This is a genomic window from Photobacterium sp. GB-56, assembly GCF_003026105.1.
Classification (GTDB): domain Bacteria; phylum Pseudomonadota; class Gammaproteobacteria; order Enterobacterales; family Vibrionaceae; genus Photobacterium.
Genome location: NZ_PYNW01000001.1, coordinates 569,635 through 588,676, shown reverse-complemented (window position 1 = coordinate 588,676; position 19,042 = coordinate 569,635). Strand labels below are relative to the sequence as shown.

The window sequence follows — 19,042 nt, the reverse complement described above, 5'->3', positions numbered from 1 at the left end:
TTGATACTAAATTAGCAAATAATGACTGTAATATGCCATCCTTGATAGATCACTCATTGTTCAAGGATGGCAACATGATCACTTCATCTTTATCAAATCATATTCTTACGCTCTCTATTGACCGCCCTTCCGCAAAAAATGCACTTAGCCTTGCTATGTATCAAGATCTTGCTCAACAGTTAGAACGAGCAAAAAATGATGATATCTCCGTCGTTATTATTACAGGCAATGCTAATATTTTTTGCAGTGGTAATGATATTGAAGATTTTATTCAGTTAGCACAGGCAGATAGCACTCAAACACAAAAAAATAGAGCGATTATTGAACGCTTTATGTTCGCTATGATTGACTGTCCTGTGCCTATTATTGCTGCGGTTTCTGGTGCTGCTATTGGAATAGGTATGACACTGTTACAACACTGTGACTTTATTTTTGCCACTCCTAATACAATCTTCACTCTTCCCTTTGTAAAGCTCGGATTATGCCCTGAATTTGGTTCAAGCTTATTATTACCGCAATTACTCGGCGAACGAAAAGCCAAAGCAATGTTACTGCTTGGCGAGGAAATGACAGTAGAAGAAGCGCTATCTCTTGGTTTTATCAATCAAATAACCATTCAACCTGAACAACACGCTGTGCACTGTGCTAATGCACTTATCGCTTTACCTAAAGAAGCATTGCAGCACACTAAAAAACTCCTATCTGACCATTCACGCCAACAGCTAATTGATTGTATTGACAAAGAGAATGACCTTATTTTTAAGCTGATTAAACGCTCAGAAGCAACCAGTGCATTGTCTCGATTTAAGGAAAAAAAAAGTCAGACTTAATTCATGAATAAAAATTATGACTAATTTGTTGCATTTTCTTGTAAAGGTTCTATGACAAAGGGTATAAATAGACATTACCATTTATTAACGCCACGGATGACCAAATATGTTTGAGAAAATTACAGCAGCTCCTGCTGACCCAATTTTAGGTTTAACAGAAGAATTCAAAGCAGATACACGCGCAACAAAAATTAATCTAGGCGTTGGTATTTATAAAGATGAAACAGGTAATACGCCTGTCCTTGCCACAGTAAAAAAAGCAGAAGCTATTTTACTTGAAAAAGAAACAACAAAGTCATATTTAAGCATTCCTGGTACGCCTGAATACGGCCTAGCGGTTCAAGAGCTGCTTTTTGGTAACGATGCAACAATCATCACTGAAAAACGCGCACAAACCGCTCAAGCACCTGGTGGTACTGGTGCATTACGTGTTGCCGCTGAATTTATTAAGCGTCAATTGGGTGATGTAAAAGTATGGATCAGTAATCCTACTTGGGCTAACCACCATGGTGTCTTTGGCGCTGCTGGTCTTGAAACACAGCAATACTCTTACTATAACGCTGAAACAAGTGATATTGACTTTGACGCGGCTATTGCTGATTTAAGCCAGGCTAGCGAAGGCGATATTGTTCTTCTGCATGGTTGCTGTCATAACCCAACGGGTATTGATCCAACAACAGAACAATGGCAAGTGTTAGCAAAACTCTGCATTGAGAAAAAACTACTACCAATGTTTGATTTTGCTTATCAAGGCTTTGCACGCGGTGTAGAAGAAGATGCGCAAGGTTTACGCATCTTTGCAGATCAACTGCCAGAATTACTGGTAGCAAGTTCATTCTCTAAGAACTTTGGTTTATACAATGAACGTGTAGGTGCATTTACACTTGTAGGTAAAACTGCAGAGCAAGCAGCCACAGCATTTAGCCAAGTGAAATCTATCGCACGTGTTATTTATTCTAACCCACCAGCTCACGGTGCTGCGATTGTAACAACCATCCTAAACAACGCTGAGCTGCGTGCAGAATGGGAACAAGAAGTTGCTGATATGCGTGATCGTATCCAAGAAATGCGTACGCTATTTGTAGCAACATTAAAAGAGTTAGGTGTCACTAACGACTTTAGCTTCATTGAACGCCAAAACGGTATGTTCTCGTTCTCTGGTTTATCAAAAGACCAAGTTACACAACTTAAAAATGATTTTGCTATTTATATTGTTGGTTCAGGCCGTATTAGTGTTGCGGGTATGACAAAAGATAATATGATGCCTTTATGTAAAGGTATTGCTGCCGTCTTATAATATAAAAGATGAGCAATAAAAGAGGACATTATGTCCTCTTTTTTATTTCCTACCGTAACAGCTATATGTCTTTTTTATGCAAGTTTGACTAATTTAAACAACATAAAATTAGCCAGATTTATTTAATGGTAATACATTACAATATAAATCTCGCTCGTAATTTCTATTTAGTTGTTCCTTCCAAGGCCTTTTTGCAATAGGAACAAGATAGAACATTTCACGTGTAGTATCAGTTACAAAAGCCATATTATGGCGCATCACTTCATAGTGAATATCATGAACAAACCCTAACGAGAAACTTTGTCTACCCGTTAATATATTTATATCTTCCCGCGTTAAAGAAACGCCTTGATTATCTTCAGCAAAACGATCAATCAACCAATCTGAAAATTCTCTCGCACTTATCATTGTCATAGATCATTAACTCCAAATGCTTCGAGCTCCTTGAAATTAACATCCAAATAAACGCTATATAAAACGTAAGCTAATAAATATTAAATGTAATCTAATAAATTATGGATATTAATTCATTATTATATTTATAGCATTAAAATAATTATTATTATAAATAATCGGAACGATGCATAAATAATAAAGTAGAACTTAATATTAGCAGAAGAAAATATTTTAGAAGGGATATAAATAAGAATAAAAACCCCCGCTTCTTAAAAAGAAGCGGGATTGGCTGATTAAAGTGCTTTGTATAAAACTTTGTTGCCAGCCAATTGGATGCGCTCAACTAACCCTTCTTCGGTCAATTTTTTTAACGCACCTGTAGCCCAAGAAGCCGCTTTCGCATCTTCCTGGCCAGCTTCTAAGCCAATGCCTTTAGGGTTTAAACCTTCAGCATTTTTCACAACAATATCTAACACTTGTTGCTGCTTAGGAGTTAATGATACTGCCGTTGTTGCTTTAGCAGGTGTCGGTTTAACTTCTTTTTTTGCTTCTACAGCTTTTGCCGCTGGTGCAGCTTTCACTGTTTCAACACTTGGTGCTTGTTTAGCTGCTTTTTTAGGCGCGGCTTTGGTCGCTAACTCAGCAAAAACAGGCGTCTGTTTTTGAAGTTTTAGCTGTACTTTACGTTTGTGAGAGATTCTCATTAAATTTCCTACTCCGTTGCACTACTTTCAGTCACCACTATGCCAGCGGGAAAAAGTAAGCGCGTTTTATATCAAGTATGTCAGAGAAATGCCAGCAAACGACGACATATCAACCGATAAATATGATTTTAAGCAAAAAATTCCTTCTATATTCTTCATATATACTTAATAAGTACAAAACATGTAGGCATCTATCATGAACATGCCGTTGATGTGCAATATTTTGAGTAATCAAAACGATCGCTACGCATTTCCATAACGTAAGATAAATTGATGATTTGATTTGGAGTAAAACAATGGAAACCTATCATGTAAAGTCAGCCCCTATTACCCCTAATGTAATGCTGTTTGTTTTTTGTTTTACAGCGTCGATTAGTGCTAGCTGCCTTACCTTTTTTATTCCTAATATGACACTGCAAACAACCATTTTTACCACTATTATTATTGGGGTTAGTGCCGTTATCGTTATTCGTTACATCTGTGACTCAAAATATCTGTTCACACTTACATTCATGCATTGCCAATATCATAGTCGTTACGGTGGTTGGTCAACCACTTGGAATAATATATCTCAATTAGGTAAAGCTGAAATAAACCACCAAGGCTGGCAACAGCCTGTTCCTTGGATCGGTATTAAACTCAACGATTATGATGATTTTATTAACAGCATCAGTCCTCGATTGGCCGCACGCATTATTATTGAGCAGCGTATTTTATTAGTTATGGCCATTAAAAATAGTGACGTTGCGAATAACACAATAGAAGATGTGTTATTTGATGATGAACCTTACCAAACGCCAAATGGTCATGTCTTTAAAGGCTTAAGAGCGATGCTAGCACACCGTATGAAATATAATCGTGAGTTCTTAGGCTTTGATTTCTTCATCTCTGAAGACACATTAGATAGGCCAATTAATGATTTTATTGGCCTATTAAGGCGTTATAAAGCGGCCGCTATACGCCAATAGCGTCGCCATGTTGCGCTCTTAAAAATGGTAATAACAATAACCCTATCGCAGCAGCCGCTACAGAAATAACGACAAAGAATCCCATCCAATGGTAATGCTGCATAATTATCGCTAATGGGTAACCCGCAAGTGCTGCGCCCATATAGGCAAATAGCCCTACAAATCCGGTTGCAGCACCGACAGAGTCTTTATGTGAACACTCAGCCGCCGCCATCCCAATAAGCATTTGAGGGCCAAATACAAAAAAGCCAATCGTAAATAAACACACCGCCTGTAACACAAAGCTCGAGATTGGAATTAACCACAGCGCGGCGACAGACAAAAAGATACCGATTGAAAACAATAAGATCATCGGCCCGCGATTGCCTGAGAATATTTTATCCGATCCCCACCCAGCCACCAGCGAGCCTAAAAAACCACCAATTTCAAATAATGACAACGCGCTATTAGCCGTGATCAAGCTATAACCATATTGTTCGGTAAGGTATAAATTACCCCAGTCGTTAATCGCGGTCCGAACGATATAGACCAGAATATAGCTAAGGCTTAATAGCCAAATATATTTATTATTGAGTACATAACGAAACAGGATCTGCTTTTGTGATAACCCCTTGCCTGTATTTTCATGGGCAATTTCTAAGTGATCTTTGCGCCAGTGTCCAATACTCGGTAATCCCATTGACGTCGGTTTATCGCGTAAACGCCAACAAAGAAATAAACCGATAACCACAGCAATGATGCCAGGAATATAGAAACTGTAACGCCAGCCAAAATGGAGCACAGTGAAACCAACAATAATGGGGATCATTGCGCCCCCCATATTATGTGCAGTATTCCAGATAGACCACCACCTGCCACGCTCAGAGCGTGAATACCACGTTGTTAATAACTTGGAACAGGCAGGCCATCCCCAGCCCTGAAACCATGCATTTAATATCCATAATATGCTGAGCGCGACAATCGAACTAGATAAGCCAAATAGAATATTAATTACACCAGTCGCAATCAGCCCAATACCCATAAAGTAACGAGGATTAGAACGATCACTAACAATCCCAGAGATGAATTTCGAGCAGCCGTAAGTCAGATAAAATAATGTGCCCATTAGGCCAATATCGGCTTTATCCCACCCCAAATCAGTAATAATTGCAGGCATGGCATAACTGAAGTTTTTACGGGTTAAATAAAAGGCAGCATAACCAATATACATACTCACCATAATGTGAATACGCCAATAACGATAACGTTGAGCCGTGTCTTGAGTCGCGTCTATATTCATAATTCTATTATCGTCTAAAGGTTCTAAACCTATGAGAGAGAGCTAAGCTGTGGCAGTACAACACGAATGTTAGTCCCAGCTAAAGGCGGATGGTCATAGTACATCTGTAATTCAGCTTTTGGCTGAGTATGACTGGTAATAACACACTGACCGCCTAATGCTTCAATACGCTCTTTCATCCCACGTAAACCAAAGCCTTTCAATGTATCACTGGTTTTAAAACCCACGCCGTTATCTTCTATTTCCATCGTGATATTGTCATCAACCGACAATGTGATCAGCACTTCCGTTGCCTTTGCATATTTTGCAATATTATTAAGTGCTTCTTGTGCGACACGAAACAGCGTGATTTGCAGCATATCTGACATCACATCATCAATACCTTTTGGATAAGACATTGCGACATCAACCTCTTGTGCTTCAAAGTGTAAATCTCTGATCACTTGTTCAATCGCTGCTTTTAAGCCTAAATCATCCAGTGTTTTTGGCCTTAATTGCGACAATAAGCCTTTTGTTGTGTCATAAATATTTAGCGATAATTGCTCTATCGAAGAGGCACAAGATTCACCAGCCTGTGATGTTTCGACACGTTTTAAAATACTGGCTTGAGTGCGTATTGCGGTAATATTTTGTCCAATTTCGTCATGTAATTCTCGCGCGATATTTTGTCTTACAGACTCTTCAGCCGTAACCAACTGACGTGATAAGGAATAATTGCGTTTTAATTGTTTCGACAGTTTTTTATTTAAATCACGCTGATGTTGGATCCCAATCCCCAACAAAATCCCGGTAATACTTTGTGCTGATAACGACAGCAACAAATCAACGGTTTCAATTGAACTCACTTCACTACGAACAGCAATTAAAGCAATACTGTTAAGTAAGGTGCCCAGTAATGCCCCTTCCCAACCATAACGAAACGCTAATACTATAATCGGAATTGCCAAACAAAATGGCGCAAACAAACTCAATTGCTCAGGTAAATGCACCTGCAATAAGATGTTGGCAATGAATAATAGGCAGAAAAAGAACAGATGCTGGCTACGAAATTCAACCGGACGAGAAACCACATCGACAGTTAATGGTATCCACTCCTTTTGAAACAAATAATTCCAAATCAAATAACAGCTCGGTACCAACATTAAGCCGCTCGTCATACTAATAAGGAAAATAAAACCGAGTCGGCGAGTATTGAAAAGGTCAAACAAGTGCACCCCATTCAATACCAGCATATTGATCAGTGCTAACGTTGTTATCGCAATCGCCATAACAGTAAGTAAACGCCACTGCACACCTTTATAGTAACGCTGCGCAAGTAAGGTGACAGGTATCGATAACATACTGGCAATAAATAAAGCCAGCCAACTATATTGCGGCAAAGATATTGCCAGTAATAGTAATCCGCTCCATTCTGCACTATAGATAGCAAGCCAATACTTTTTAGAGCTATGAAGAGTTAAACCAAGCCTAAGTGCAAAAGGAAAAAACACCGTTGCGAGAATAGGATCCATAATGAAGTAATATGAAATACCCCATAAGCAGAACCAACTACAGCAAACAAATAACCAAACACAAAGTGATGTTAGGCTAAAGCTACGCACTAGATAACATCCCCGCTAAAGAACTTAGCAAGCTCAACGTTATTTTTTACGTCCAATTTATCCATCGCATTCGCACGATGAACATGTACCGTTTTATGGCTTAAACCCAATTTTACCGCGACGGCTTTAACATCAAGCCCTGTTGCGAGTAATTCACTAATTTGATGCTCACGTTTCGTCAATGTTCCTAATGCTTGTTTATTACAATTAGGTGAGACTAAATTAATAGCGATATCAGGAGTTAAATAACAACCGCCTTGCGCTGCTGTTCTCACTGCTTGAACTAATTCATCAGGGCTACAACGTTTACTTAAAAAACCTTTAGCGCCGAAACTTAATGCTTTTTCTACTACCGTTGCAGAGTCATGAACACTCAGCATAATACTGGCAATACCTGATGGAAGATCTTCAAGTAACGTTAAACCACTTTCGTTAGGCATAGAAATATCTAAAATACATACCGTAGCATCTAAACCAGGTAAACCTAATCGCGCTTCTGCAGCAGAGCTGAACTGTCCAACAACCTCCATATCAGGCTCTAAAGCTAATAGCTGAGCAAAGCCAGAACGCACAATAACGTGGTCATCAATCAAAGCAATTTTGATCATTACCTGAATACCTATAGAGAAAAACGCCATAAACTACCCTTTCATATTACTGTGAGCAAGTGCTTTACTTGAGATTTATTCCCTATTGGCATTCATAAATACATGGATACAAAAAAGCGCTTTGGTGATCAAAGCGCTTTTCTAAAACATTAGCTGCTAATTAGTTAGTTGCTAATTGCTGGTTTTCTTTCTTTTCACGGTAAATCTTACGCTCTTCAAGGACAGCAACAATTGCCATGATCACACAACAAATGACTGCAGCCGTATCTAGCGCAACGAATGTACCCGCCCAACCTGTTTGACCGAAAATAGGCGTACCATCAGCGATCATACCTAAACCTAATTTCGCAAAGCTATCACCGATTAGGTAAGCAAACGTACCTTTAATACCATCGGCAACCGCGATACCTTGCTTAGGAACAAAGCCAACTGCCGCAACACCAATAAGAAGCTGTGGACCAAAGACTAAGAAACCAAGTGCAAATAATGATGCTCTGTAAGCAAAAATTGTATCCGCATGTTGGTAGAAACCTAATGTTGCAATCACACCAATAAGAGCAATACACGCAACTAAGCCACGACGACCATTGATTAAGTCAGAGAAGAAACCCCATAAACATGTGCCGATCAATGCGCCCGTTTCGAACATGGTGAAACCAGAAATAGCGGTTTCTTTATCAAAGCCAAGTATTTCGTAACCGTATACCGTTGACCACTGGTCGATACCAATGCGTACTACGTAAAGAAATACATTAGCAAAACATAGTAGCCAAATAACCTTGTTGTACAGCACATAGGTTTTGAAGATTTCCAGCTTGCTCATCTGGTTTTCGTTAACCGCTTTATCTTCTTCAGAAATTGGCTCTTCAAATAGCTCCTCAGCGGTACCTAAACCATAAGATTCAGGGCTGTCGTTACCCATGCTAAAACCAATTAACGCAACAACAATTGCAATAATTGACGGTACGATAAACATACCCGCAACATTACCATTAAAGAAGTAGTTTGCACCAAATAGTGCAACACCTGCGGCACCCGCACCACCGATGTTGTGCGAAATATTCCACATACCAAGGAACGTACCGCGGTTCTTTTTACTGGTCCATTTTGAAATAGTGGAGTACGAGTTAGAGCCACCCACACTTTGGAATAAACCCGATAATGCATACAGGCCAATCATCATGTAAAACGAGCCCATTGATGGCCCCATGACTAAACCAAAGCCCAGCATACATAAACCAGACAATAATAAGCCCAATGGCAAAATATTTTTCGAGTTTTTACCATCACACCAGTAGTTTAATGCTGTTTTACCGATGCCATAAGTAATAGAGAAACCAAGACCAATGGTACCTAGTTGCGTCATACTCATACCGTAATCAGAGATCAGGTCGTTTTGCGCAATATTGAAATTCTTACGGATGAAATACATTACCATGTAGCTAACAAATACTACGAGGTATGAACGTAAGAATGGCGCAAGCCACATTTTCTTACGAACAGCTAAAGGTAAATCAAGCGTTGGTTTTCTTACCTGTGTAAGCAGTTTTAACATGTGAAATCCTCAGATAGTCACTGAAAAATCGATGCTATGGATGTTTTTATGATCAATACGCCCAATCGGAGTATTGTTATTACCATTAACATTCACAGTGCAGGGATCACCATCATTCAAAAACGTGTGATTAAATTGGGATATACCAATAAAAATGGATAGATGATCATTGCCAAGGATTTTATCGATGCCTAACCGTTGAGGCATGAGAAGGCGACCTAAAATAACTAGGAATAATTCCTAATTCAGGTGAAATTGACGTAAAAATGTGACGGAGCGCAAACTGAAGATATGTAGCAAATAGAAGAAAGTGAGGCTAGCGCCTCACTTTATAGAATAGAAAATCGCATTAATATAATGGCATTTCATCAGCAACAAATGGGTTTGTTGCTCGCTCATGACCAAATGTCGATAATGGACCATGACCCGGTACAAAAGTCACATCATCACCTAATGGCCACAGCTTAGTTTTAATCGCGTTGATCAATGTTGGATGATCACCACGAGGAAAATCAGTTCGACCAATTCCCCCTTTAAATAGCACATCGCCAACAAATGCAACATTAGCGTCATTACTAAATAAAATCACATGTCCAGGTGTATGTCCTGGGGTATGGAGAACTTGCAAAGTTTGATTACCGACATGAATTTCATCACCATCGTTTAACCATTGCGTTGGCTCAAATGCTTCCGTCATCGGAAAGCCAAACATTTCACTTTGACGCGGTAGGCCTTGTAGCCAAAACTCATCATCTTTATGTGGGCCAATAACCGGCACATTTAAAGACTGAGCTAAAGGCGCTGTACCTCCAACATGATCAAGGTGACCATGGGTTAAAATAAGTTGAGTAACCGTTAACCCTAGTTCGTCAACCACCTTGGTTAATTGTTCAATGTCACCACCAGGATCAACAATCGCCGCTTGGTTTGTTTCATCACACCAAATAATTGAGCAATTTTGCTGAAACGGTGTAACAGGAACAATTTGATACTTAAGACTCATACTCGCTTAACATCCTAGCCATAAACATAAGCCGAAAGAATGCCACGATTATTTATAAAAATATAGCGACGATTTATAGCATCTAATTAACCGCGCCAGTTACGTACCGGACCTGTGTCAATATGCACAAACTGGCTTCCAGGGTAATAACCCACACCACCAATTTTCAGATCCATTGCCGCTTGGCGAACTTTTGATAATGGAACACCTTCAAGGTTAAAATCGATAGCTTGTGCCTTCATGTGATAACTCTTTTTCGCCACGCCACCGCTGCGTTTTGCCAACATTTTGTTGGTTTTTGGCGAACGATAGCCCGAAATAAGTTGAGCATAGCCTTCATGGCCTAAATATGTCTGAATTTGTGAGATTGCATCATATAAACGACGATCAATGCGAGCCACTTCATTTTGCCTAAAATCACGACACAGATGATCAATTTGTCTTACCGCAGAGCCGACATACGTTTTTCCATTAAAATACTTTGTTTCTAACTCTTCACCTGTATGAAGATTACGAATCAATAGATCACGAGGATCGGAAGCTTTAAATGGGCTGGCAATTGCTATATTAGGTAATAAACAAGAACCGACAACCGCTCCGCCGAGAGCAAGGAATTTACGGCGATTAATATTAATTTCTGACATACCAACTCATGATAAAAAACGTGCTATTTATTGGAATAATGCAAGGCGTATACCACCCGCTTTTTCCAGCACGATATCCATCATTAATAAAGTAGTCAAAGAGCCATGTCACATATTTTTAATAGCGAAAGAACTACTATTTATTTTCATGGGGTTATCTAGTTCAGTAATTGTAAGCAGAAATTAACGAACTATTATTTCCTTGATCGCGGTCATACTGATATATGTCACTACGATAATTCACTAAGCCTAACTCATCGACCCACGCAGTCTGATAAATTAAATCTACAGGTACATTTTTACTATCACCTAACACTATCGTGCGCGTTTTTTTACTTTCAGATAAATGATTAAAACGTTCTTCACTACTTCCTGAATATTCTAATAGTATCTTTGCTAAATTTTTTGCCTGTTCAACTCGAATACAACCAGAACTTAATGCACGGTCATGCTTTTCAAATAAAAATCGCGAAGCGGTATCATGTAAATAAATAGCTTGGCTATTCGGGAAATTAAATTTAAATACTCCTAATGCGTTTTTCTTTCCTGGCTTTTGTCTTAAACGATAGGGAAAACGATTCGGTGATAACAAATAATATGGAATTGAATTAATAGCTATTTTTTGTGCATTCTCCCATCCTTTTAGCACTTCATAATTATTGCTAGACAAGTAATTTCGATTTATTCTCACCTTCGGCATAATATCTTTTTTCATAATAGAATGTGGGACATTCCAATAGGGATTAAAGACAACCGATTGAATATCAGAATCAATCATAGGCGTTTGTCTTGATGGGCGTCCAACAATGACTTTACTTCCCAGTACCCTTTCACCGCCAAGCCATAAGTCCATATGATAACTGGGAATATTCACCACAATGCCAGTGTCTGGCTTGACCGACCATAATCGCATACGTTGTGCATTTAGTGCCAATAGCCGAATACGCTCTTTGATATTTAATGCTAACCATTGCTGGGTGTGGGCGCCTATTACGCCATCACTCTTTAAACCGTGTCGCTGTTGAAAACGCTTTACTGCGAGCAAAACAGGGCCTGTTAAATATTTTCTTTTTTGAGTACGTACTTTCTTCGCTTCTAATGCCGTCATATCGCCTAATGTTTCCAGCACAGTGACAACACCCTCAATATTGTTAACATACTGTCCTGGGTGAATATTGCCTTTAAATAAAAAGACAGGCCATCGAGTATCTTTTATCTCGTTAAGTTTATTTAACGCAGTAACAAGCTCTGTATATTCATTATCGAATGGTTTTAACCTAGCAATAAAGTTACGTAAACGTTGTTGTTCATGGCTTGTTAATAATTTGTCTATAAACCCATCAGAAGGTAATGGCAGTATTGTGGGAGGTATATCACCAAATAACCATAAGTTTCCTTTTTTCTGTACCGCTTCAATAAAACCCATATATGCAAATAATGTATCAGTTGCCAGCACATCGTAATAGCGCCAATCATCACTCTTTCGATAACGTTTTAAATTATGATAACGACGGGTTAAATCAGGAGAAACTTTTGTTAATGACAATAAATAAAGTTGATCTTCAAATTCAGCCATAGCAATTTGATCTTGCCACACTTGACTATATCCAATCGTAAAATACAACTCAGCCAATTTATCAAGATACTGAATACCTTGTACATTATTAGCAATATCTGTTACCCAGCCTTTCGCTATTTGATATTGCTGACTAACGGTATGATTATTGCTAAATATTTCTTCACCTGATGAATGTATTAATTCAGACGTAATAATTTGCTTATCTTTTATTTCAAGCGTTTTATTTTCTGTTGTAGAGTGAGATGATAAATCAGATGAAGCTGCAAGATTAATAGAAAATAAGCATAATACAGAGGTGAAATACCAATACTTACAAATAGTCATAGAAGTCCCCAAGCACTACTTCGCTATTACTAATAATAGTATTTAGAGAATTAAATGTAGACGCAATTTAGTTAAAGTTAAATATATCTACAAGAATAGAAAGGAAACGGGGAATTAATAGCAATAATGTTTGCATATTGCAAAAAACAATGCTGTTTCTTAATAATAAGAAGAAACAGCATTTATAATTAAACCGTAGAAAATACCGTGATTAGACAGCAGACAGTGCCCAATGGTTATCCCACATAATCGCACTTTGTTTTGACGTCTTTTTAAAATGGGTATCAATACTGAGTATTTTCCCTGCGCCTGAGCCAACAACCCAATGGTTATCTAGCATTGCAACGCCAGAAGCATCAACCAAAGGCTTCACCTCAACTAACTCTCGCGTTGATTGATCCCAAATACCGTAACAATTCCCTCTTGGTGAGGTTGCTAATAAATAGCCATCAATCGAACCAATACTGGCAATGTAATGATTAAACCTCAACCATTGTTCATCTTCCGCCAATAAAGAATGCAATGCCTGACCCCGTTGATGGGTTGCCACCAGCGGTGCGGCCTGTTCAGGCTCACCACGATACTGTTGACCGCAAGCTATACCGCCATTATCCATTAAGCTAAGGTGGCGAATACTAAGACGCTTATCTGCAAGTTCAGCTTGATCAACAATCTCACCTCGGCGCTTATCTACATACACTAATGCAGGCTGCATTGAATCAAGGTTTAACGGTGTTCTTCCTTGGGTATGCACCCCTCCAACCCCCACCGCTAAGGTATTATTATCAGCCCAAATCACCTCATGAGGACCAATACCAAAATCGCTAAACTCAGCCACTTTAGGTAAACCTTGCCTAACCTCATAGACCCCAATAATACCGCGACTGGTTGCGGATTCTCCTTCCGTTGTATACAAATACTGACCATCATCAGAAAAAACACCGTGGCCGTAAAAGTAACGATTAGGATCTGCTGCTCGTAAACCCCACTCTGTACCTGATTTATGATCAAACACTTGAACATATTGCCCAGGACGGCGAGAAAACACCGCGGTTAATGAGCCATTTCGTTGCAACGCAATACCATGACCTCGTGCAGGTAGCATAATTTTCAACAGCGGATTTCCTGATAAATCAGCCACAACAGCAGCAAATTTCCCCGCTGCGGTTCGACTACAACCAATCAGTTTGGGCTGACTGTGTGATTGTACTGAAACACCATGTCTCGCGCTGGCATCACAGCCTGTTAACGACATAAACGGTAAAGCACTCGCTGATGAAAGCGCATAACGTAATAATTTACGCCTCGATAAATTAGTCGCCATCGGTTGCATTAAACCCCATCACAATACCTAGCTCTGCCGCAACATCATCGTGTAACGCTAACTGAATATATTCCAGCCCATTAAACACATTAATTAATTCACGGTATCCAGCTTTTGTTTTGAGTAATGCTCCCATGCTCTTTTCTTGAGGCCAATCGGCTAACAACAGTTCAAAGCGCTGATTAATACGATTTGCGGTGATCTCATGTCCTTCATTAATCAATAAAGCATGTAGACCTTTACCATTGGCTAAATATAACTGGTGTAATGCTTCAACACTCGCTTTTAAACTCACCATTGATGTTTGTGAACGCCACGCTTCCGCTTGATAGGGTTTTGGCTTACCCGGTTTACCCATTGGACGCGTCAGTTTTTTAAGGGTGTAATCAAGCTGGTTATTGAGTGCGCCTAAATATTCACCCAAGGCTAATGGCGGTGGTAATGTTTGCCATGGGTTATGTTTCCACTCTGAGACTAAAGCTGAAGCGGTTTGTACCATATGCCCTGTTATTGCATCGGCTAACTGACAATAATTAGCCTGAGATAACTGCTTTTGCTCTTGAAATAAAAACCACTCAGCAGCACCTAAACCTTGCACAACCACACTTTGATCAGCAATGTCTTGGCTACTAAATGTTTTTTCTGACTGTAATAACTGTTTAAGCTTTCTACCTGTGGTGTTCTTTTTGTCAGGCCAAAATTGCACTTGCCAGCTTAACGCTAAAGCTTCTTCACTACCTTTTTCTCGGCCTTGTAATGCCATCCAGTTTTGCATGGTTGTTAACCATGCCTCTTGCGCCGCTTTTACAGATGCATCACTGTACTGAGTACAAATATGATTTACGCTATCATGCAGTAAACGGGTCGATTGCTGATACTTTGTTACGGCATCCAATGACAGTTCATAAACAGGCGTAAGATTAAAACCTAACGTCTCCGTAGGTTTTACATTTTCAATCAGTGGCGTTGGTTTGGGCTCTGATTGTGAAACGTCAGTGCTATCATCAGTGCTATCTTCACTACAACCTGTGGTCATAATACTTAACGCCACTGTACAAACGGTAAGAATAATCTGAGATTGGCTTGCATACTTCTTCATTACAATACCGCTCCTTTACAGTGAATTTAAAAACGCGACTAATGCTTGGCGATCAGATAACGGCAGTTGCAACACTTTATCGCGGCTCATTTGTGCTTCACCGCCATGCCATAACACCGCTTCCATAACTGTTCGAGCACGTCCATCATGTAAAAAGTTAGTGTGTCCGTTCACTTCCTCGGTATAACCTAAACCCCATAACGGTGGTGTTCGCCATTCTTGCCCATTCGCTAAAAACTCCGGACGATTATCAGCTAACCCTTCACCCATATCGTGTAATAACAAATCGGTATAAGGGTTGATAGTTTGTTCAGATAACGCTGGAAGATCAGGGACAGTAGCCGTTTTAATATTCGTGCGGTGACAACTTTCACAACCAATATCAGCAAACAGCTTTTCGCCTTTCATAACTTGAGGATCAGTAATATTTCGACGCGCAGGTACCGCTAAATGCTGCGAATAAAATTCAACAAACTTGAGCACTTTGTCTGTGACTTCATGTTTTCCGCCATTAGGCAGTTCTTGGCAAATTGACTGTTTATCGCTACAGTTTTCTTGTTCAAATAACGCACTGGTTAGGCCTAAATCACCATTAAACGCGGCAGCATTTTGTTGCATTAAAGTGGGTTGTCCGGCTTTCCAACCAAAACGTCCAATCACCGTTTTATTTTCTTGCACATCCCACACTTGGTTTAACTTTCCACTTACGCCTGTATTTTCTGCCACTTGCTCTGCAACAAAGCTTTTTAACGTTTGTTCTGGAATATGCTCTAACAAACCTAATCCAATCATTGGTGGCGCAATACGTGCAGACAGCATTACATCATCTGCCATTGGACCATAATTGAGATCCGTAATAGTTAAATTAGGCTTACGTAGGGTTATCACCTCACCGTCAGCAAACGTCACAGGTACATCAGTGTAGGTTAATGCTATTTGCCCTTCAGGTTTCGCTTCAGGCAAGGCAAAATCTTGTAATTGACCGCCATAAGTCGGATCAGGAATAGTGCCACTTTTAATCAACTGTTTTTTCTGGGCATCTGTTAGTGCTGGAATACTTAAACGCACCAGCATAGAGACAGCATTAATATCGCCTTTTTCAGGTGGATGACCGCGCCCATCCTTAATGTGGCAATTCTGACAACCGTTGGTATTAAATAACGGCCCTAAACCATCACGGGCATCGGTTGTTGCAGGGGCTTGTACCCAAGGGTTACGGAAAAAACTGTTACCAACACTGAAATCTAATCGCTTAGACATTGGCAAATTACTTGAAGGCAAAGAAAAGGCATTGGCACCTGTTTTTGGCGTGGTGGTATCACCGCCAGATTTAATTTTTGCCAGTTGCTCTTGGGTATACTTTGGTTTTTTATCAGGAAGAGATGATTCTGCCGACGCGATAACAGGCAGTAACCCTAACGACATCAATATCGTTGCTAAATACTTCATACTCACACTCATAGATTCTTATTATTAAAATACGAATAAAGTCGCCCTAACTGCTGGCGACTTATTCTTTATATTTTTGTTGAGCAGTAAGTCGTTTAGAACTGATGATCTGCTGTATCAGGATTTAGGTTACTTACCCCAATAATACTTGCCGCTTTTTCAATTTCAGCCGTTTGCTGCACTAACGCCATAATAGATTTATTCACCAACGCATGGCCGGCTTTATTATCTGTAGCAATAAGTTGATCAAAGTGTTGGTTATCTTTTTCAGCTGAATCAACCAGTGTTTGGAGTTGAGCGCGAGTTTTATCAAATTCAGCTTTAATTTCAGCCGCGGCTTTCTTATCTTTCGCTGCCACTAGGTCATTAATACTTGGACCTGTTAACACTTCACCATTAGTACGGGTGTAAGTACCCGTGTAAACGTTATAGATACCTTGCTCATTGTAGTAATGCGAGTTATGGGTGTTATCTGAAAAACAATCGTGCTCGTCTTCCGTTGAATTGGCTTCTAATGCCACCTTCATACGCTCACCAGCAAGCTCACCTAATGAAAGAGAGCCCATACCAAATAGCATTTTACGCAAACCGTTATCTGCTGATTCTGCTAGTAGTTCACTACGGTAGTTCTTCGCATCTGTTGCTGACCACTGCTTTTCCATCCATTGCAGATCGTTAATCAACAGTTGAGAAGAAGCCGTTAAATAATCAGCACGGCGATCACAGTTACCGTTAGTACACGCTTCGCCTTTTACAAAATCTGTAAATTTACGATCGCCAGCGCCACTCTTAGTACCGTTAAGATCTTGTCCCCATAATAAGAACTCAATCGCGTGATAACCAGAAGCCACATTTGCTTCAGAACCGCCTAATTCATTTAACCCAGCAATCAATTCAGGCGTGATCTTAGTAACATCAATCTCTTTATTACCCACATTCAGGGTTTTGCTTGCTACGATATTCGCTTTTGCACCTTCATTACCAAGCTCGTGTTGGTAATCATTCGCTACGTAGTCAATTAAACCTTCATCTAACGGCCATGCATTTAATTGTCCTTCCCAATCATCAACAATACCGTTGCCAAAACGGAATACTTCAGATTGTTGGTAAGGAACGCGAGAAGCTTTCCATGCGGTACGTGCTGCTGAAAGTGTTTTTTCAGAAGGATTAGCAACAAGAGCAGCAATCGCTTTATCTAAATCTTTTGCGGTCGTTAATGCATCACTATAAACACTGTGTGCAAGATCAGCATAATGCGTCACCACCTCTTGCTTGGTTGCCGCTAGTGTCACGGTAGGCAACGTAAAAATCGCTGCTGCAATCAGAGTGTGAGTCAATGTTTTGTTCATTAAAGCGCCTTCCTTGTTAGAGCGTTTCTTAATAAATCAAGAATAGAAATCTAATTGATAATTGTTATTATTTACAATAATATCAGATTGGTAACATTTTGAAACACATCAGCCGCATTTAATGATAATAATTTGCATTTAATTTTTTAAAAAAACCATAACTCGAACAGATATAACGATTATCTCGATGTTTTTCACGTATAATCTTTGCTATAGCTAGCGTAATCATACATATTGCAACATTGAGATTTATTACCGCAGTGATAAATCTCAACACGTAATATGCCGCTGTAAGATTTGGAGATTTACATGGACAAGCACGAAGAAGTACTGATTGCTCTTCGACAAATTATTCGCGCTATCGATCTGCATTCAAGAAAATTGAACAAAAACGCAGGATTGACAGGGCCTCAATTAGTTTTGATGCGAGCGATTAAAGCATCAGGTGAAGAAGTAACTATTCGTCAGCTTTCTAATAATACTAATATGAGCCAAGCAACGGCTACGACCATCCTTGATCGACTAGAAAAACGCGGTTTAGTGGTACGTCAGCGTAGCCAATTAGACAAGCGAAAAGTGCATGCTCACCTTACCGAAGATGGCTTAGCGCTACTTGAAAAAGCGCCATTGCCGTTACAAGATAGCTTTATTTCTCAATACCAAGAATTGGACGATTGGGAACAATCACTGTTACTGTCATCAGTACAGCGTATTTCAACCATGATGAATGCCGAGCACCTTGATGTCGCTCCTCTACTTGAAGTAGGTAGCATTACTCAGCAAGAAAAAACCAAAAGCGAATTAGAAGAATAACTCGCAGATATCATATTGATTTAAAATATAAAAACCGATCAACTGATCGGTTTTTTACTTTCTCTTACTTGGATGTTTTTACAGTGTTTGGAAACGTCCACCGTCCATCTATACTATCAGGTTAGCTTGATAGATCCGAACCATGAAAGCGGCATAATCACTCGCTAAATTTTCTCTGTTTAGCTCATAAACCACCACTAGCGAAACATACCGATCCTTC

At 39.6% G+C, this 19,042-nt stretch carries 17 protein-coding genes; 4 read left to right on the top strand and 13 right to left on the bottom strand.

The window, feature by feature from the left end:
• Window positions 1-74: 74 nt before the first annotated feature.
• Both C9J42_RS02665 and C9J42_RS02660 read left to right on the top strand, forming a co-directional pair.
• Complete coding sequence (locus C9J42_RS02665; protein ID WP_107205794.1) at window positions 75-830, top strand: enoyl-CoA hydratase-related protein; 756 nt, start codon at window positions 75-77, stop codon at window positions 828-830.
• A 106-nt stretch (window positions 831-936) separates the two neighbouring features.
• On the top strand, window positions 937-2,127 hold the full coding sequence (locus tag C9J42_RS02660; protein ID WP_107205793.1) for an amino acid aminotransferase: 1,191 nt from the start codon (window positions 937-939) through the stop codon (window positions 2,125-2,127).
• Window positions 2,128-2,235: 108 nt separating this feature from the next.
• Here the strand turns inward: C9J42_RS02660 and C9J42_RS02655 are convergent, their stop codons facing one another.
• Both C9J42_RS02655 and C9J42_RS02650 read right to left on the bottom strand, forming a co-directional pair.
• The gene (locus tag C9J42_RS02655; protein ID WP_107205792.1) at window positions 2,236-2,541 is read right to left on the bottom strand and encodes a hypothetical protein; all 306 of its coding nucleotides are present in this window, start codon (window positions 2,539-2,541) and stop codon (window positions 2,236-2,238) included.
• 275 nt (window positions 2,542-2,816) lie between these two features.
• Window positions 2,817-3,227, bottom strand: coding sequence for a MarR family transcriptional regulator (locus C9J42_RS02650; RefSeq protein WP_107205791.1), 411 nt, complete (start codon window positions 3,225-3,227; stop codon window positions 2,817-2,819).
• A 296-nt stretch (window positions 3,228-3,523) separates the two neighbouring features.
• On the opposite strand from C9J42_RS02650, the gene C9J42_RS02645 reads away from it, so the two are divergent.
• Window positions 3,524-4,195 carry a DUF2982 domain-containing protein gene (locus tag C9J42_RS02645; RefSeq protein ID WP_107205790.1) on the top strand — a complete coding sequence of 224 codons (672 nt, stop codon included), beginning with the start codon at window positions 3,524-3,526 and terminating at the stop codon, window positions 4,193-4,195.
• Here the strand turns inward: C9J42_RS02645 and C9J42_RS02640 are convergent.
• The 11 genes from C9J42_RS02640 to C9J42_RS02585 form a co-directional block, all read right to left on the bottom strand.
• Window positions 4,182-5,474: an MFS transporter gene (locus tag C9J42_RS02640; protein ID WP_107286988.1), complete on the bottom strand. Its 1,293-nt coding sequence runs from the start codon at window positions 5,472-5,474 to the stop codon at window positions 4,182-4,184. The genes C9J42_RS02645 and C9J42_RS02640 overlap by 14 nt on opposite strands.
• A gap of 29 nt (window positions 5,475-5,503) precedes the next feature.
• Window positions 5,504-7,075, bottom strand: coding sequence for a signal transduction histidine-protein kinase/phosphatase UhpB (gene uhpB, locus C9J42_RS02635; protein ID WP_107301626.1), 1,572 nt, complete (start codon window positions 7,073-7,075; stop codon window positions 5,504-5,506).
• Window positions 7,075-7,683 (bottom strand): transcriptional regulator UhpA, encoded by a 609-nt coding sequence (gene uhpA / locus C9J42_RS02630; protein WP_107260761.1) that lies wholly within the window; start codon window positions 7,681-7,683, stop codon window positions 7,075-7,077. Before uhpA ends, uhpB begins: the two co-directional genes overlap by 1 nt.
• Window positions 7,684-7,843: 160 nt before the next feature.
• Complete coding sequence (gene uhpT / locus C9J42_RS02625) at window positions 7,844-9,238, bottom strand: hexose-6-phosphate:phosphate antiporter (RefSeq protein WP_107205787.1); 1,395 nt, start codon at window positions 9,236-9,238, stop codon at window positions 7,844-7,846.
• A 349-nt stretch (window positions 9,239-9,587) separates the two neighbouring features.
• The gene (locus C9J42_RS02615) at window positions 9,588-10,241 is read right to left on the bottom strand and encodes an MBL fold metallo-hydrolase (RefSeq protein WP_005367216.1); all 654 of its coding nucleotides are present in this window, start codon (window positions 10,239-10,241) and stop codon (window positions 9,588-9,590) included.
• 86 nt (window positions 10,242-10,327) lie between these two features.
• The gene (locus C9J42_RS02610; RefSeq protein WP_199188045.1) at window positions 10,328-10,876 is read right to left on the bottom strand and encodes a YcbK family protein; all 549 of its coding nucleotides are present in this window, start codon (window positions 10,874-10,876) and stop codon (window positions 10,328-10,330) included.
• 172 nt (window positions 10,877-11,048) lie between these two features.
• Window positions 11,049-12,788, bottom strand: coding sequence for a murein L,D-transpeptidase (locus C9J42_RS02605; RefSeq protein WP_107245414.1), 1,740 nt, complete (start codon window positions 12,786-12,788; stop codon window positions 11,049-11,051).
• Window positions 12,789-12,999: 211 nt separating this feature from the next.
• Window positions 13,000-14,121 (bottom strand): DUF1513 domain-containing protein, encoded by a 1,122-nt coding sequence (locus C9J42_RS02600; RefSeq protein ID WP_199189313.1) that lies wholly within the window; start codon window positions 14,119-14,121, stop codon window positions 13,000-13,002.
• Window positions 14,102-15,211 carry an imelysin family protein gene (locus C9J42_RS02595; protein ID WP_107301625.1) on the bottom strand — a complete coding sequence of 370 codons (1,110 nt, stop codon included), beginning with the start codon at window positions 15,209-15,211 and terminating at the stop codon, window positions 14,102-14,104. The genes C9J42_RS02600 and C9J42_RS02595 overlap by 20 nt, the downstream gene beginning before the upstream one ends.
• Window positions 15,212-15,226: 15 nt before the next feature.
• A complete protein-coding gene (locus tag C9J42_RS02590) occupies window positions 15,227-16,660 on the bottom strand; it encodes a di-heme oxidoredictase family protein (RefSeq protein WP_107301624.1) in 1,434 nt (477 codons plus the stop codon).
• A 95-nt stretch (window positions 16,661-16,755) separates the two neighbouring features.
• Window positions 16,756-18,009 carry an imelysin family protein gene (locus C9J42_RS02585; RefSeq protein ID WP_107205780.1) on the bottom strand — a complete coding sequence of 418 codons (1,254 nt, stop codon included), beginning with the start codon at window positions 18,007-18,009 and terminating at the stop codon, window positions 16,756-16,758.
• A gap of 309 nt (window positions 18,010-18,318) precedes the next feature.
• Here C9J42_RS02585 and C9J42_RS02580 point away from each other — a divergent pair, with 309 nt between their 5' ends.
• Window positions 18,319-18,822, top strand: coding sequence for a MarR family winged helix-turn-helix transcriptional regulator (locus tag C9J42_RS02580; RefSeq protein ID WP_005367205.1), 504 nt, complete (start codon window positions 18,319-18,321; stop codon window positions 18,820-18,822).
• Window positions 18,823-19,042 lie beyond the last annotated feature (220 nt).

Bases quoted from the DNA above. Each gene is read 5' to 3' on its own strand.
- C9J42_RS02665 (WP_107205794.1), top strand. From the start codon at position 75: ATGATCACTTCATCTTTATCAAATCATATTCTTACGCTCTCTATTGAC.
- C9J42_RS02660 (WP_107205793.1), top strand. From the start codon at position 937: ATGTTTGAGAAAATTACAGCAGCTCCTGCTGACCCAATTTTAGGTTTA.
- C9J42_RS02655 (WP_107205792.1), bottom strand. From the start codon at position 2,541: ATGACAATGATAAGTGCGAGAGAATTTTCAGATTGGTTGATTGATCGT.
- C9J42_RS02650 (WP_107205791.1), bottom strand. From the start codon at position 3,227: ATGAGAATCTCTCACAAACGTAAAGTACAGCTAAAACTTCAAAAACAG.
- C9J42_RS02645 (WP_107205790.1), top strand. From the start codon at position 3,524: ATGGAAACCTATCATGTAAAGTCAGCCCCTATTACCCCTAATGTAATG.
- C9J42_RS02640 (WP_107286988.1), bottom strand. From the start codon at position 5,474: ATGAATATAGACGCGACTCAAGACACGGCTCAACGTTATCGTTATTGG.
- uhpA (WP_107260761.1), bottom strand. From the start codon at position 7,683: ATGATCAAAATTGCTTTGATTGATGACCACGTTATTGTGCGTTCTGGC.
- uhpT (WP_107205787.1), bottom strand. From the start codon at position 9,238: ATGTTAAAACTGCTTACACAGGTAAGAAAACCAACGCTTGATTTACCT.
- C9J42_RS02615 (WP_005367216.1), bottom strand. From the start codon at position 10,241: ATGAGTCTTAAGTATCAAATTGTTCCTGTTACACCGTTTCAGCAAAAT.
- C9J42_RS02605 (WP_107245414.1), bottom strand. From the start codon at position 12,788: ATGACTATTTGTAAGTATTGGTATTTCACCTCTGTATTATGCTTATTT.
- C9J42_RS02600 (WP_199189313.1), bottom strand. From the start codon at position 14,121: ATGCAACCGATGGCGACTAATTTATCGAGGCGTAAATTATTACGTTAT.
- C9J42_RS02595 (WP_107301625.1), bottom strand. From the start codon at position 15,211: ATGAAGAAGTATGCAAGCCAATCTCAGATTATTCTTACCGTTTGTACA.
- C9J42_RS02590 (WP_107301624.1), bottom strand. From the start codon at position 16,660: ATGAAGTATTTAGCAACGATATTGATGTCGTTAGGGTTACTGCCTGTT.
- C9J42_RS02585 (WP_107205780.1), bottom strand. From the start codon at position 18,009: ATGAACAAAACATTGACTCACACTCTGATTGCAGCAGCGATTTTTACG.
- C9J42_RS02580 (WP_005367205.1), top strand. From the start codon at position 18,319: ATGGACAAGCACGAAGAAGTACTGATTGCTCTTCGACAAATTATTCGC.